The organism is Roseburia intestinalis L1-82, from assembly GCF_900537995.1.
Classification (GTDB): Bacteria; Bacillota; Clostridia; order Lachnospirales; family Lachnospiraceae; genus Roseburia; species Roseburia intestinalis.
In genome coordinates, this window is the sequence record NZ_LR027880.1 from 1,103,889 (window position 1) to 1,119,243 (window position 15,355).

The window sequence follows — 15,355 nt, forward strand, 5'->3', positions numbered from 1 at the left end:
ATGTTTGAGAATATAAGATTATCTTTTCAGGGAATCTGGTCCCACAAGATGCGTTCCTTTCTGACCATGCTTGGAATTATCATAGGTATCGCAGCGATCATTGCGATCGTATCGACGATCAAAGGAACGAATGAACAGATCAAAGAAAACCTGATCGGCTCCGGAGAGAATACAGTGGAAGTGTCTCTTTATCAGGGCGAGTGGGAATACGAGATGGATTACAACGGAGTGCCGCAGGGAGTGCCGCTTGTAACGGATGAGGTCATGAGTGACATCAAAGATCTCGATCATGTAGAGAATGCATCTGCATACTTAAGCAGACAGGATTACAGCGGAGTGTATCATTTAAATACGGCTTTTTCCGGTGGATATGTGCGCGGAATCGACAACAGCTATTTTGATACCTGCAATTACATTATGAAAGAGGGACGTGCTTTTACGGATGAGGATTTCAAAAAGTATAAGAAAGTAGCTATATTGGATACGGATTCCGCAAATGCCCTGTTCCAGGGAGAAGATTCGGTCGGAAATACGATCGAGATCCAGAAAGAGCCTTATACGGTAATTGGAATCGTGACAAAGGCGAAGGTGTTCGAGCCGGTCATCAATTCCATTGATGATTATTATACCTATGCACAGGATACGGCAGGTTCTATTTATATTCCAAATACGACCTGGCCGATCATCTATCAGTATGATGAACCGCAGAATGTTGTGATCCGTGTGGACAGTACCGATAATATGACATCCGCAGGAAAAGCATGTGCAGATGTGCTCAATAATTATCTGTCACCCAAAGATGATACGATCCAGTACAAAGCAAAAGACCTGTTAGAGCAGGCACAGCAGATTCAGGAACTCAGCAGTTCCACTAATACGATGCTGATCTGGATTGCGGGAATTTCCCTGATCGTCGGTGGTATCGGTGTCATGAATATCATGCTGGTATCCGTCACGGAGCGTACACAGGAAATTGGATTAAAAAAGGCGATCGGTGCAAGAAAGTCAAAAATCCTGAATCAGTTTTTGACGGAGGCAGCGGTGCTTACGAGTTTAGGCGGTGTGCTTGGTGTGATCGTAGGTATTATATTAGCGGAGATCATTTCCTATGTGACAACGATGCCGGTTGCGATCAGTATTCCGGCAGCGATCGGTTCTGTACTGTTTTCCATGGTCATCGGTATCGTATTCGGAGTTTTCCCGTCCTATAAGGCGGCAAACTTAAATCCGATCGACGCATTGCGCCACGAATAAGCACTTTGACAGCGGTGCAGATCTGAAATGGAGATTAACGTGAAAAAAATCGTGATGTTTGAAGGGGGCGTGGAGACGCTCGCATATTTCTCAAAACAGATGGCAGAACAGTTTGTAAAAATGGGATATGCAGTGTTCTTCTACAACCTGAAAGATGAAAAGGGAAGTGCCAAAAGGCTGAGAAAATTTATAAAACCCGGTGAGACCGTGATGATCACGTTCAATTTTCAGGGACTCGAAAAGGAAGATGGCGTTTACAGTGAAAAAAGCGGTTATGTGTGGGATGAGTATAAGATCCCGTGTTACAATATAGCGGCGGATCATCCTTACTATTACGATAACCGCCTGCATGATCTGCCGAAAGGATATCATCACATCAGCATTGACCGGAAACAGGAGGCATATTTCTTAAAATATTATCCCGAATATCAAAGTTTTGGATTTCTTCCGTTAGCGGGAACCGGGCTTGACGGGGCACTTGAGGTACCTTATGAAAAACGGGATATCGATGTGATCATGACCGGAAATTATACACCGCCTTCGTTTTTTGAACAGCATATCAACTGGATCAATGATGAGTATGCGGCGTTTTACCGCGGGATCATTGAGGAATTATTAGAAAAGACGGACCAGACAGTTGAGGAGGCAGCACTGCGCCACTGTGAGCGGGAGATGGGAGAAGTTGCACCGGATGATTTCCGGCTTGTGATGCACAAGATGATCTTCATTGATCTGTATGTCCGCAACTACTGGCGCGGAATGGTCATAAAGACACTGGCAGAGGCGGGAATCACCGTGGATGTCATTGGAAAAGGCTGGGAGGAACTTGAATGTTCTGCCATGCAGAATGTGAGGATCCATCCGCAGACTGATTCCCTGACTTGCTTAGAGCAGCTTTCGCACGCAAAGATCTCGGTCAATGTGATGCCGTGGTTTAAGGACGGTGCGCATGACCGTGTGTTTAATTCTATTTTAAACGGGGCAGTCTGTGTCTCGGATACCAGCCGGTACCTCAGTGAAGAGTTAAAAGAGGGTGAGGGTGTTTCCTATTATGATCTGAAGCATTTAGAGCAGCTCCCGGTAAAAGTCAAAGACCTGCTGGCAGATGAAAAGCAGATGAGAGACATTGCCATGCGGGGAGTGGAAAAGACAGCAGAAAAGCATACCTGGGCACAGCGTGCAATAGAGCTGGAAGAAAAAATCAGGGTATATTAGACTTGCATTACGGAAATAATGAGTGTATAATAACGTCAGAAATTGGCAGTGATGGAAGCTGCGGCAGCAGGAATGTTTCAGAGAGCCGGTGGATGGTGAGAACCGGTACAGGAAAATGCCTTTCCACTTCCGGAGTCAGTGATGAAAGTCACGGGGTCGTATCCCATAGCATACGAATCGAGAGGTCATTGCAAAAGGATTTCCACAAAAAGCTTTGGATAAGAATGCTGCAGTGACAAGATGGGTGGCAACGCGGAAGAGTGATTTATAGCCTTTCGTCCCATGTGCAGGATGGCACACAGGGCGGAAGGCTTTTTGTGTTATCAGGAAAAATGTCAGACAGAGATTTGCTGTCCGGCAAAATCAGAAATTTACAAAAAGAAGCGGCAGGTTCCGCAGAAAGAGGAGAACGATGATCGATTTAAAATTTTTAAGAGAGAATCCGGAAGTTGTAAAACAGAACATTAAAAATAAGTTTCAGGATCACAAACTTCCGTTAGTAGATGAGGTAATTGAACTTGATGCAAAGGCAAGAGCTGTACAGCAGGAAGCAGACGATTTGCGTGCAAGCAGAAATAAACTGTCAAAACAGATCGGACAGCTGATGGGGCAGGGAAAAAAAGATGAGGCAGAGGCAGTAAAAGCACAGGTAAATGCCAATGCAGCACGTCTTGCAGAGTTAGAGGAGCAGGAAAAAGAACTGCAGGAGAAAGTAACCAGGATCATGATGACGATCCCGAACATCATCGATCCGTCCGTACCGATCGGAAAAGATGACAGCTGCAATGTAGAGATCGAAAAATTTGGCGATCCGGTCGTACCGGATTTCGAGATCCCATATCACACAGACATCATGGAGCGTTTCAATGGTATTGATCTTGATGCGGCAGGAAAAGTTGCAGGAAACGGTTTCTATTATCTGATGGGTGATATCGCGCGCCTTCATTCTGCAGTGATTTCCTATGCGCGTGATTTCATGATCGACCGTGGATTTACTTATGTCATTCCGCCGTTTATGATCCGAAGCAACGTTGTTACGGGCGTTATGAGCTTTGACGAGATGGATGCGATGATGTACAAGATCGAGGGCGAGGATCTCTATCTGATCGGTACTTCCGAACATTCCATGATCGGTAAATTCATCGACACGATTAACGACGAAGAAAAACTTCCATACACACTGACTTCCTACTCTCCATGTTTCCGTAAAGAGAAAGGTGCACACGGTATCGAGGAGCGTGGTGTATACCGTATCCACCAGTTCGAGAAACAGGAGATGATCGTGGTCTGCAAACCGGAAGAATCTAAGACGTGGTATGATAAATTATGGCAGAACACGGTAGACTTATTCCGCAGTCTGGATATCCCGGTTCGTACTTTAGAGTGCTGCTCCGGTGACCTTGCTGACTTAAAGGTAAAATCCTGTGATGTTGAGGCATGGTCTCCAAGACAGAAGAAATACTTTGAGGTCGGAAGCTGCTCGAACTTAGGAGATGCACAGGCAAGACGTTTAAAGATCCGTGTGAAAGGTTCCGATGGAAACAAATATTTTGCACATACCTTAAACAACACGGTTGTTGCACCGCCTAGAATGCTGATCGCATTTTTAGAGAACAACTTAAATGAGGACGGAAGCGTCAATGTACCGAAGGCATTACAGCCGTACATGGGCGGAAAAGAGAAACTGGTTCCTTTGAAATAAGAAGAAATAGCTGTGGGGACGAGATCCTGAAACAGTGAAAAATATAAGTTATAACAAAAGAAGTGTATGTTCGGTGATTCCCGACATACACTTCTTTGTTTATGACAATAGAATGATTAGCATTTCTCCGGTTCCGGATAATCTACACCGAAAGTTTCAACGGTAACAGTTTTCATGCGCTGTGGCTCTAATGGTCTGTCACTGTAATCAGTTGCTGTCTCTGCGATCTTATTTACGATATCCATTCCCTCAGTGATCTTGCCGAAAGCCGCATAAGCTCCATCTAAATGTGGAGAAGTTTTGTGCATGATGAAGAACTGGCTGCCGGCGGAATCCGGATGCATAGCTCTTGCCATGGATAAAACGCCCTCTGTGTGTTTCAGGTCATTTTTGAAACCGTTCTGGGAAAACTCACCTTTGATGTCATAGCCAGGTCCACCCATGCCGGTTCCGTCCGGACATCCGCCCTGGATCATGAATCCTTTGATCACTCGGTGGAAGATCAGTCCGTCATAATAACCGCTTTTAATTAAACTGATGAAGTTGTTGACAGTATTCGGGGCGATTTCCGGATACAGTTCCGCTTTCATGATATCGCCATTTTCCATTTCAATCGTAACGATTGGATTTGCCATAATTGCGTACCTCTTTTCAAAATAATAGTGCCTGCAGATGCTTGTAACATCATTACAGGATACCGCTTTATTGTAGCCGAAAAAAAACGAGTAGTAAAGTAAATAATTTAAGAAAATCTTTGCTTGAATTAAGACTTCTTACAGGGTAACATAATACAGAGAAGTTTCGTACGAAAATGGGATAAGATATTTTACGATATAAAACAGTTCAGAATTGGGAGGATTGGATATTTGGGTCGTCAGAAAAGAAAGGAGTACGCATTTTATGCAGTGTTAGCCGGAACATTTCTGCTGATCGCAGGAGCGTATGGTTCCGGTGAAAAGTCTGTGCAGCAAAATGCGAAAGAGATGGGAGCGGTGGCAGAGAAGGCAGTCGCCGAACCGGAGTATGTGCCGGCAGTCAGACTGTATGCCGGGATTTTTACAAAATTAGACGGGGAAGAGTATGCCGTGATCGAAAAAAATAAGGACATTCTGGTGGCTGCCGCAAACCGGGGATATTTTGATGAGTCGGATGTTTATTCATTTTTACAGGGACCAAAGTCCTGGGGAGAGGGACGGGCATGGTCCGGTGAATGGAGCAATCAGTATGTGCGCGGCAATTATTTTGGCAATTTCGGGTGCGGATTGTGCTGTATGGCAAATATATACAGTACATTTTCAGGTCATACCTGTTCGCCGTGGGACATGTTTTTGTATGCAAGAGAGGTCTCCGGTTACACACCGACGAAAAAGATCGGTGCGATCGGCTGGGGCGATATGAAAACTGTCATGCGCAAATGTGGATTTGATGCGGAGCTATACACAAAGCCGCAGGATTACGAAACTTTTCGGGATCAGGTCAGATCTGCAAAGAGTGTAGTTGTTTTGGTCAGCAGCCATGATGACAATACTTACTGGAAAAAGACGGGTGGTCATTATGTAAATATCAGTCTTTATAAGGAAGATACCGATGAAGTGTTTCTTGCAGACCCGGCGGATCCTGATGGAAACCGGAATTATATACCGCTGCGCTATGTATATGATGCTTTAAAAACAGTCAGTAAATATCAGTATTTGCTGGTAAATGGATATTCCGAGGAACAGAACCAGTGGAAACAGGATGGAATTGATGAGGCGTGGGTTGCACCGTGAGAATGACATCTGTTATAATGGCGGTAAGTTTGTGAAAAGTGAATTTTGGTTACAGATTTTGTTAGAATGGAGAAGATATGAATCAGGAAGAAAGAAGGCAGAAAAGACAGGATGAGTTCAAACATGCAGCAGTGGTGGTTACCGTATTTGTACTGGTCTTGGCAGTAATGATCATTGGGGCGGCAGCTGCCCTGCATAAGTTTTTGCCAAAGGGCACAAAGGAAGTAAAGACACCGGACACACAGAGCACGGAAATTTCAGATGATACACAGACATCACAGAATGGAAGTGACGTGGCAGAACCTGCCGTGGACCCGTTAGATGAGCAGGCAGCGCAGCTTGTATCAGGGATGTCCTTAGAGGATAAGGTGGCGCAGATGTTTGTCATAACACCGGAAGCGCTGACGGGATATACCAGTGTGACGGCGGCCGGAGATACGACCAAAACAGCATATGAAAGCAGACCGGTCGGAGGTCTGATCTATATGGCAGACAATCTTCTCAGTACAGAACAGACGACAGAAATGCTTACCAATATGCAGAACATTGCAATGGAGCGGACGGGACTGCCGGCATTCTTAAGTGTGGACGAGGAAGGCGGAACGGTTGCAAGAGTAGCGGCAAATGAAGCATTTGGCGTGACAAATGTTGGAAACATGAGTGATATCGGTGCGGCTGGTGATGCGCAGAAAGCATACGATGCCGGTGTTACGATCGGAACCTATTTAAAACAGCTTGGCTTTAATGTGGACTATGCGCCGGTAGCAGATGTTCTCACCAATCCGGGTAATACAGCGATCGGAACCAGATCGTTTGGTTCGGATGCGTCTGTGGTGGCAGATATGGTCACAAAAGAACTTGAGGGACTAAGCAGTCAGGGCGTTTTCGGCGCAGTAAAACATTTTCCAGGTCAGGGAGGTGTCTCCGGGGATTCCCATGACGGAGCGGTGACGTTGGACAAGTCCTTAGAAGAATTGATGCAGACGGAACTTGTTCCATTCCAGAAAGCGGTGGAAAACGGTGTATCGTTTGTGATGGTCGGACACATTTCCGTTCCACAGGTAGTCGGGGATAACACACCGGCATCCCTGTCACAGATGATGGTGAGTAATGTGCTGCGGGAGCAGCTCGGCTATCAGGGGATCGTGATCACGGATGCCATGAATATGGGTGCAATTACCGGAACTTACACAGCAGACCAGGCAGCAGTCATGGCAGTCAATGTAGGCGTGGATATGATCTTAATGCCGCAGGATTATGAGACAGCATATAATGGACTGCTTCAGGCGGTACAGGATGGAACGATTACGGAGGAACGCATCGACGAATCTGTGGAGCGCATTGTAAAAGTGAAGCTGCAGATGCAGTAAACTAAACTTTACAAACAACGAAAAAAATAGGATAATAGTAATAAAATTTACATATGAGATACGAATGGGGAATACGACATGGAAATAAAGCGCGTAGGAGAAAATAAAATCAGATGTGCCTTGACCGAGGACGAGATCCGGAAGATGGGATTTGATATTGATGAGATCATTGGCAATGGAGAAGCAACACAGAAGTTTATGCGTGTTGTTTTAAAAATCGTGGAGGAACAGGAGAATATCAGCCTTGAAAATATTTCTCCGATGGTAAAAGCAGAGCTGCTTTCCGATCACAGCATGGCAATCACATTTGGCGGAGATTCCGATCTGAGTTTTCAGCAGCTGATGGATGCGATTTCGGATCTGGTTGGGCAGATGACACCGGAGAAAATGCAGGAGTTTAGAAACCTGAGCAAAGAAGAACGTCAGGGAGTGTTAGACGCATTCTTAGACCAGAAGAAGGACACACAGGAACAGAGAGTAGCAGAAGAGAAACAGGAAAAAGAAAATAAAAAGAAGCCATCAAAACAACAGAAAGAGCTGAAAAAACGGCAGATGATCTGCGCACTCCGGTTCTTTAATTTGGATGAGGCATCACGCATGGGAAGAGCTTGTTTTGAGGAGATTTTTCCAAAGAGCAGCCTTTACCGGTTAGAGGGTGCATACTATCTGATCATGGACTTTTCGAAGTTCCCGAGGGACGAAATGAGGGCGTTTGCATTCGGTGCAGTCGAGTACGATGCGGGCAGAATTTCAGAGATAGGACAAATTTCCTATATCCGTGAACACGGAGATTGTATTGTTAAAAAAGAGGCGCTGCAAACGCTGATGGCGTTGTAACAAATGAATAAAAGATAGTTTGTAAATAGGCAAAACAGGAAAATCCATCTTTAAAATTTGGTGAAATTGCCGAACAAGTTGAGGTCCTAAATTTTACCAGATATGCTATTATGTCATAGGTGCGTGCACGGCATCTGGTTATACTTATGACAAAAGATCTATCATATTCAGGTAGGTCAGAGATGACAGTATAGAATAAGAGCAGGAGATGGAGAGGCGTTATGAGCAGAGAGCAGCTTTTGGAACTCGAAGACATGAAAAGGGGACTTTTAGTACAGGCATATCGCATGAAACAGGAGTGCCCGCATATGTCGCCAGTGGGATTAGAGCATGAAATGTATGTGGCTATTATGGCAGAGGTAAGAGATATTACAGCCAGAATACAAAGGTCTGCAGAAGCATAGCGGAACAAAAAAGTAAATATTGTATGAATGATACAAAAGAAGGATCAGTCAATGGAATGAGGTACGTTGGCTGATCCTTCTTTTGTGTCGAAAAAAAGAGTCTGTTTTACATATTGACTGAAAAAATAGAGGAAATAATGCCTTGCTATCAGATTAAGAAATGAATATAATTAATATATCAGTAATTTTTGGGGAACGTAATAGACAGCAGAAAGGATACGGGGGTTATTCATGAATGAGATCATTACGAAACTTGATGAGATCGAAAAGAAGGCAGAGTCAATTCTGACGGAGGCAGCTGCAGAAAAAGAAAAGATGTTAAAACAGTTAGAATTTGATAAACGTGAGATGGATGGACGATATACTTCCATGAGACAAAAACAGGAAGAAGAGATAAAACAGCAGCTTTTATCCGAAGCTGAGACTAAAATTACACGGCAGAGAGAACATTATGAAGCGGCAAAAAGACGGTTAGAAGAGGATTTTGCGCAGAAGAAGGATTCTCTTGCGGAGGAGATTTTTGAGAGCATTATAAGTCCCTGATGTGTGCGTGGCGGGTGGCAGAGAAGAAAAAGCAGCGTGACGGAATGGGGGAAGAAGATGGCAGGAGGACTGTTAGAGTACAGTGGTCTTGTGACAAAGACAAAAGCGATGCGTGCAAGACTGCTTGGTGCGGATGATTATACGGCAATTTCTGAATATGAGTCTGTGACAGACTTTATTGCTTTTTTGCGGGAGCAGCCTGCTTATGCGCCGGTATTTGAACGGCACGGGGAAGTGGCACACCGCGGTCAGGTGGAGGCGGTGATCCGGGATTCGCTGTATATGGATTACTGTAAGCTGTACCGGTTTTCCGGTGTACAGCCAAGAAGAGCATTGCAGTTTGTGTTTTCACGCTATGAGATCAATGTGATAAAAAACTGTCTGCAGTCTGCGATGGAGGGAAACGGGCGGGAGATCACCGTAAGCGGAGGATTTTTTGAACGGCATGCAGATTTTGACTTAAAAGCGGTGATGGCGGCAAACAGTGTGCAGGAGCTGATACAGGCGGTGACAGGAACGGAATATGAAAGCCTGTTAAAGGAATTAGAATCTGCAGCAGAAAAGAGTTATGCAGATTATGCATTTGCACTTGATATTTATTATTATAAAAAAGTATGGAAAGAAATCACAAAGGTTTCCGATAAGGAGACAAGGCAGATCTTAGAACAGATTTTCGGGACAGAGATCGACTGGCAGAATCTGATGTGGATGTACCGTGCAAAGCGGTTTTATTCGATGGGAGAAGCGGATGTGAAAAAACACCAGATCCCGGTAAGCTACCGATTGAGATCTGCTGAGACGAAACGGCTTTTAGAGACGGAAACTGCAGAGCAATTTGTGGAATTTGTCCGGCAGACCACATATTTTCGTGGAAAACAGGCGGTGCTAGAGCCGGAGGATGAACTGACGTGGGAGAGAGTCATGATAAGGACATATGAGAAAATATGCAAAAAGCATCCAATGTCCGTGGCACCGGTTCTGCGTTATCTGTATGAAAAAGAGCACGAGATCGATCTTTTAACGACGGCACTTGAAGGAATCCGTTACCGTATACCGCCGTATGAGATCCGTGATCTGATCTTTGCGATGTAAGTATAAGAATCATTGCGGTAGACACTGTGATGATGGGATGGAGGGGTGCAAGTGGTAGAGAAAATGAAGCTGCTTCATATCACCGGGCCGAAATATGATATCGACCGTGTGATGGAGCAGTACCTGAGCAGATATGAGATACATTTTGAAAATGCCGCATCCGGATTTGGTATATCCGGTCATGTGAGACCGTTTGCAGAGACAAATATCTACAAGGATGCATGCACAAAGGCACAGGCGTTGTGGGAACACTTAAAGGACGAGCCCGGTGGGGCAGCAGACTATGCCATGCCGGTAAAAATGGAGCCAGCGGAAGCGGAAAAAGTGGTGGAAGCGGCATACCGGCTGACAGATGAGATCGTGAAACGGCAGGAGGAAATGCGGAAGGAACGAATGGAGAATCAGAGCCTGATGGATCAGATCGCACCGTTTCGGCGGCTTGATTACGAATTTAAAAAAATTCTGGAATTTCAGTTTATCGCATTCCGTTTTGGAAGAATCGCAAGAGAGCATTATCAGAAACTCGAACGCTATATCCATGATACCGATCATGTATTATTTTATGAATGTGACAGTGACGAGGCATATGTGTGGGGCGGCTATTTTGTGCCAAGAGTCTACGCAAAAGAAGTAGATGCGGTGTGTCTGTCGTTTCATTTTGAGCGCATCTATATACCGGATTCTTTTGATGGAACACCGGAGAGTGCTTATCAGGAGGCATTGCAGAAAAAACAGGCATATGACGAGGAAGAGCAGAAGTTAAAAAAGCAGCTTCATGATACCTTGGAAAAACATGCCGGAAAGATCACGGGTGCATGTGCCGCATTAGAGCATTACTGCAACAATTTTGATGTGCGTAAGTTTGCAGTCTGCACGACACCCGGAAGAAAGCCGGGAGAGCAGACCGAATACTACATTTTATATGGATGGATGAGCGCAGATGATGCCAGAAAATTAGAAAAAGAGACGGCGGAAGATTCAAAGATCCATGTGATGGAGGAGGATGTGGAGGAGCATATGTCCGTCAGTCCGCCGACAAAATTAAAGAATCCTGCGCTGTTTAAGCCGTTTGAGATGTTTGTGGAAATGTACGGACTTCCGGCATACCAGGAGATGGATCCAACCATATTTATTGCGCTTACCTACACGCTGATGTTCGGGATCATGTTCGGGGATGTCGGGCAGGGACTGTGCCTTTTGATCGGAGGATTTGTTTTTTACCGGATCAGGCACATGAACCTTGGAGCAATTCTATCGTTAGCAGGCATCTGGTCTACGGTATTCGGTTTTATGTATGGCAGCGTGTTTGGATTCGAGGATATCTTAAAGCCCGTGTGGATGCGTCCGATGGATAACATTATGACGACACTGATGTTAGCGATCGGATTTGGAATGTTTCTGATCCTGGCTGCGATGGTCTTAAATATCATCAATGCCGTGCGTGCGAAAGATGTGGGACGGATTCTTTTTAGTCCGAGCGGAGTCGCGGGTATTTTGTGTTACGGATGTGCGGTTTTATGCATTGTACTTTATGCATTTGAAAAACCGGTTCCGGCTACTGGCATTCTTGCTGTTTTTGTCGGAGTGCCGCTCATTGCAATCCTTTTGAAAGAACCGCTTACAAATCTGCTTGAACGAAAGAAAAAGCTGTTTCCGGAAGGCGAGAGCAAGGCGATGTTTTTTGTGGAATCTCTCGTGGAATTGTTTGATGTGGTATTAAGTTATGCGACGAACAGTATATCCTTTGTCCGTGTCGGAGCGTTTGCGCTCAGTCATGCGGGCATGATGGGAGTGGTGCTGACGCTCGCCGGATATGAGAGTGGTTCGCCGAACTGGATCGTTGTGGTACTTGGAAATATCGTCGTGACAGGTCTTGAGGGACTCGTCGTAGGGATCCAGGTATTAAGACTTGAATATTATGAGATGTTCAGCCGTTTTTATCAGGGAACCGGAAAGCCGTTTGTGGCATTTTCCGGAAACAGGAAATAGGAGGAGAAAAAGATATGGCAGCAAAAATAACACTGGTGGCAATTTTAATTTTCAGTATGGTGATCCCTTTTCTGGGATATGTGCTCGGAAACAGGAAAGAGAAAAGTTTTAAGGCATCTCTTGCGGTAAATTTGGTTCTGTTTTTCGGAACAGTTGTGGTGGCAGATATGCTGCTTTTCAGCGGGCATATCTATGCAGCATCCGATACCGCGGCATCCGCAGCAGAGGGATGGAGATACATGGCGGCAGCACTGTCAACCGGACTTTCCTGTATCGGTGCCGGTGTAGCAGTTGCGAGTGCGGCATCCGCAGCAATCGGAGCACTGAGCGAGGATTCAAGTATTATGGGTAAGGCGCTGATCTTCGTTGCGCTGGCAGAATCTATCGCATTGTATGGACTTTTGATCTCATTTTCCATTCTGGGATAAAAGAGACGGGAAGGATGGCGGATTTCCATGAGGATGTATTTGATCAGCGACAATATAGACACATACACGGGGATGCGGCTTTCCGGTGTTGATGGTGTGGTCGTGCATGAGAGAGAAGAACTTGAAGAAGCGCTTTCCTTTGTGACGGGACAGCCGGATATCGGGATCGTACTGCTGACAGAAAAACTCGGCAGGGATTTTCCGGAACTGGTAAATGATTTAAAACTGAGCCGGAGGACGCCGCTGTTTGTGGAGATCCCGGACAGGCATGGAAGCGGCAGAAGCAAGAATTTTATTACGGATTATGTCAGTCAGGCAATCGGGCTGAAACTGTAAACGGGGGATGGATGCATGGAGATCAATGAAAAACTGGAAGTTTTTTTTGGAGCTGCGATCGGTGCTGCAAACAGCCAGAGCGAGTCGATGCTCGATGAGCAGAAAAATATTTATCAGTCGGCAATGGAAGAACATGAGCAGTCCTGCCGTGATGCACTTAAAAGCTCAAGACGCATTTTCTTAGAAAAACAGAAAAAAGAAGTAAACCGCAGGAATGCAGAGCAGACAATGGCGTGGAAAAAGGATTATCAGGCGCTCAAAGAGCAGAAGACGGAAGAATTGTTTGAGATGGTGAAGGAAAAGCTTTTATCGTACCGCCGGACGGATGCGTATGAAGCATTTCTGCTTGCACAGATAGGTAAGGCAAAAGAATTTGCACAGGGAGAGGATCTGACCGTATTTATCAGTCCCTCAGATCAGGAGAGACAGGCCGTCCTTGAAGAGAAGAGCGGATGCAGGGTAGAGATCGCTGAGGATGAGTTTTCCGGCGGCATGCGGGCAGTCATTCCGGCAAAGAACGTTCTGATCGACGAATCATTTGCAGAGAGAATGAAACATGCGGGAGAGATATGCTGGATATGATGTAAAACTGTTATGTGCCGGGAGACAGCACAAAAACAGAGAGCAGTTTGAGAGGATCAGATATGGGTATAACAGGAAAGATATACGGGATCAACGGACCGGTTATCACGATACAGGGAAATCTTGGTTATAAAATGAATGAGATGGTATATGTCGGAGAGCACCGTTTAGTCGGGGAAGTAATCCGGCTGTCGAAGGAAAAGACGACCATCCAGGTATATGAGGAGACATCCGGATTAAAGCCGGGTGAGGAAGTGGCCGGTGCGGGCTGCGCCATCAGTGTAAAATTAGCTCCCGGAATTTTAAATAACATCTTTGATGGTATTGAACGTCCACTGCAAAAAATCGCAGAAAAAAGCGGAGCGTTTATCCCAACGGGAGCGCAGGCAGATGCACTGGATCGGGAGAAATTATGGGAGACGCATATCACCGTACAGGAAGGTGACGAGGTGGCAGGGGGTTCTATCATAGCGGAGGTGCCGGAGACAAAGTCGATCGTACACCGTGTGATGCTTCCGCCCGGAGTATCCGGAACAGTGACGGCGGTAAAACCGGATGGAGATTATACGATCTGTGATGAGATCGTAACGATACGCACTACAGACGGCGGTACAAAGGCACTTACCATGACACAGGAGTGGCCGATCCGCAAACCGCGTCCGGTTAAAGACCGGTATCCGGCAGACCGGCCGCTTGTGACCGGACAGCGTATCTTAGATACACTTTTCCCGATCGCAAAGGGCGGCACGGCGGCATTGCCGGGAGGATTTGGTACCGGAAAAACGATGACGCAGCACCAGCTTGCAAAATGGTGTGATGCGGACATTATCATTTATATCGGCTGTGGGGAACGTGGAAATGAGATGACCAATGTTTTGGAGGAATTTGGAGAATTAAATGATCCAAAGACCGGCAATCTTCTGATGGACCGCACCACGCTGATCGCAAATACTTCGAACATGCCGGTGGCGGCGCGTGAGGCGAGCATTTATACCGGCATCACGTTAGCGGAATACTACCGCGACATGGGTTATCATGTAGCAATCATGGCAGATTCCACGTCGCGCTGGGCAGAGGCATTAAGAGAGCTCTCCGGAAGGCTTGAGGAGATGCCGGCGGAGGAAGGTTTCCCTGCATATCTGGCATCGAGGCTTTCGGCATTTTATGAGCGCGCCGGGTATGTGCAGAATTTAAACGGTTCGGATGGCAGTGTGACGATCATCGGGGCGGTGTCCCCGCAGGGAGGCGATTTTTCGGAGCCTGTCACACAGAATACCAAGCGCTTTGTTCGCTGTTTCCTTGCACTGGACAAATCACTTGCCTATGCAAGACATTATCCTGCGATCAACTGGCTGACCAGTTATTCAGAGTATATTCCTGATCTGACGGCATGGTATGAGACGAATGTTGGCCCGACATTCGTGCAGTGTCGGAATGAGATCTTGAATCTTCTGACGATGGAAAATCGTCTGAATGAGATCGTAAAGCTGATTGGAAGTGATGTGCTTCCGGACGATCAGAAGCTGGTGCTTGAGATTGCGCGTGTGATCCGGCTTGGATTTTTGCAGCAGAATGCATTCCACAAAGAGGACACCTATGTGCCGATGGAAAAACAGCTTCGCATGATGGAGATCATCCTTCATCTTTACGACCGCTGCAAGGCACTGATCGACCGGAACATGCCGATGGCGCTTCTTCGGGAAAGTGATATATTTGAGAAGATCATTTCCATTAAATATGATGTGGCAAATGACAAACTAGAGCAGCTAAACCTGTATGATGATAAGATCGAAGAATTTTATCAGCATCTGATGGCGGAAAATGCGTAAGGGGC

At 45.9% G+C, this 15,355-nt stretch carries 15 protein-coding genes; 14 read left to right on the plus strand and 1 reads right to left on the minus strand.

The window, feature by feature from the left end:
- From RIL182_RS05265 to serS, 3 genes are all read left to right on the plus strand, one after another.
- On the plus strand, positions 1 to 1,254 hold the full coding sequence (locus tag RIL182_RS05265; RefSeq protein ID WP_006855682.1) for an ABC transporter permease: 1,254 nt from the start codon (positions 1 to 3) through the stop codon (positions 1,252 to 1,254).
- 39 nt (positions 1,255 to 1,293) lie between these two features.
- Positions 1,294 to 2,469 carry a glycosyltransferase family protein gene (locus RIL182_RS05270; protein WP_022112120.1) on the plus strand — a complete coding sequence of 392 codons (1,176 nt, stop codon included), beginning with the start codon at positions 1,294 to 1,296 and terminating at the stop codon, positions 2,467 to 2,469.
- Positions 2,470 to 2,881: 412 nt separating this feature from the next.
- A complete protein-coding gene (serS, locus tag RIL182_RS05275; protein WP_006855678.1) occupies positions 2,882 to 4,171 on the plus strand; it encodes a serine--tRNA ligase in 1,290 nt (429 codons plus the stop codon).
- Positions 4,172 to 4,287: 116 nt separating this feature from the next.
- Here the strand turns inward: serS and RIL182_RS05280 are convergent, their stop codons facing one another.
- Positions 4,288 to 4,806, minus strand: coding sequence for a peptidylprolyl isomerase (locus RIL182_RS05280; RefSeq protein ID WP_006855677.1), 519 nt, complete (start codon positions 4,804 to 4,806; stop codon positions 4,288 to 4,290).
- 231 nt (positions 4,807 to 5,037) lie between these two features.
- On the opposite strand from RIL182_RS05280, the gene RIL182_RS05285 reads away from it, so the two are divergent.
- The 11 genes from RIL182_RS05285 to RIL182_RS05335 all read left to right on the plus strand — a co-directional run bounded on the left by RIL182_RS05285 (position 5,038) and on the right by RIL182_RS05335 (position 15,350).
- Positions 5,038 to 5,940 (plus strand): C39 family peptidase, encoded by a 903-nt coding sequence (locus RIL182_RS05285; protein ID WP_006855676.1) that lies wholly within the window; start codon positions 5,038 to 5,040, stop codon positions 5,938 to 5,940.
- 77 nt (positions 5,941 to 6,017) lie between these two features.
- Positions 6,018 to 7,310 carry a glycoside hydrolase family 3 protein gene (locus RIL182_RS05290; protein WP_006855675.1) on the plus strand — a complete coding sequence of 431 codons (1,293 nt, stop codon included), beginning with the start codon at positions 6,018 to 6,020 and terminating at the stop codon, positions 7,308 to 7,310.
- Positions 7,311 to 7,388: 78 nt separating this feature from the next.
- Complete coding sequence (locus RIL182_RS05295; protein ID WP_006855674.1) at positions 7,389 to 8,147, plus strand: adaptor protein MecA; 759 nt, start codon at positions 7,389 to 7,391, stop codon at positions 8,145 to 8,147.
- A 221-nt stretch (positions 8,148 to 8,368) separates the two neighbouring features.
- Positions 8,369 to 8,551 (plus strand): hypothetical protein, encoded by a 183-nt coding sequence (locus RIL182_RS05300; protein ID WP_006855673.1) that lies wholly within the window; start codon positions 8,369 to 8,371, stop codon positions 8,549 to 8,551.
- Between the two features lie 231 nt (positions 8,552 to 8,782).
- The gene (locus RIL182_RS05305) at positions 8,783 to 9,094 is read left to right on the plus strand and encodes a hypothetical protein (RefSeq protein ID WP_006855672.1); all 312 of its coding nucleotides are present in this window, start codon (positions 8,783 to 8,785) and stop codon (positions 9,092 to 9,094) included.
- A gap of 57 nt (positions 9,095 to 9,151) precedes the next feature.
- Positions 9,152 to 10,186: a V0D/AC39 family V-type ATPase subunit gene (locus RIL182_RS05310; RefSeq protein ID WP_044998549.1), complete on the plus strand. Its 1,035-nt coding sequence runs from the start codon at positions 9,152 to 9,154 to the stop codon at positions 10,184 to 10,186.
- A 51-nt stretch (positions 10,187 to 10,237) separates the two neighbouring features.
- Positions 10,238 to 12,175, plus strand: coding sequence for a V-type ATP synthase subunit I (locus RIL182_RS05315; protein WP_243096716.1), 1,938 nt, complete (start codon positions 10,238 to 10,240; stop codon positions 12,173 to 12,175).
- Between the two features lie 14 nt (positions 12,176 to 12,189).
- Positions 12,190 to 12,603: an ATP synthase subunit C gene (locus tag RIL182_RS05320; protein WP_006855668.1), complete on the plus strand. Its 414-nt coding sequence runs from the start codon at positions 12,190 to 12,192 to the stop codon at positions 12,601 to 12,603.
- Positions 12,604 to 12,630: 27 nt separating this feature from the next.
- Positions 12,631 to 12,939: a V-type ATP synthase subunit F gene (locus RIL182_RS05325; protein WP_006855667.1), complete on the plus strand. Its 309-nt coding sequence runs from the start codon at positions 12,631 to 12,633 to the stop codon at positions 12,937 to 12,939.
- A gap of 15 nt (positions 12,940 to 12,954) precedes the next feature.
- Positions 12,955 to 13,521, plus strand: a complete 567-nt coding sequence (locus tag RIL182_RS05330) for a V-type ATP synthase subunit E (protein ID WP_006855666.1) — start codon at positions 12,955 to 12,957, stop codon at positions 13,519 to 13,521.
- 62 nt (positions 13,522 to 13,583) lie between these two features.
- Positions 13,584 to 15,350 carry a V-type ATP synthase subunit A gene (locus tag RIL182_RS05335; RefSeq protein ID WP_006855664.1) on the plus strand — a complete coding sequence of 589 codons (1,767 nt, stop codon included), beginning with the start codon at positions 13,584 to 13,586 and terminating at the stop codon, positions 15,348 to 15,350.
- The last annotated feature ends 5 nt before the right edge of the window (positions 15,351 to 15,355 follow it).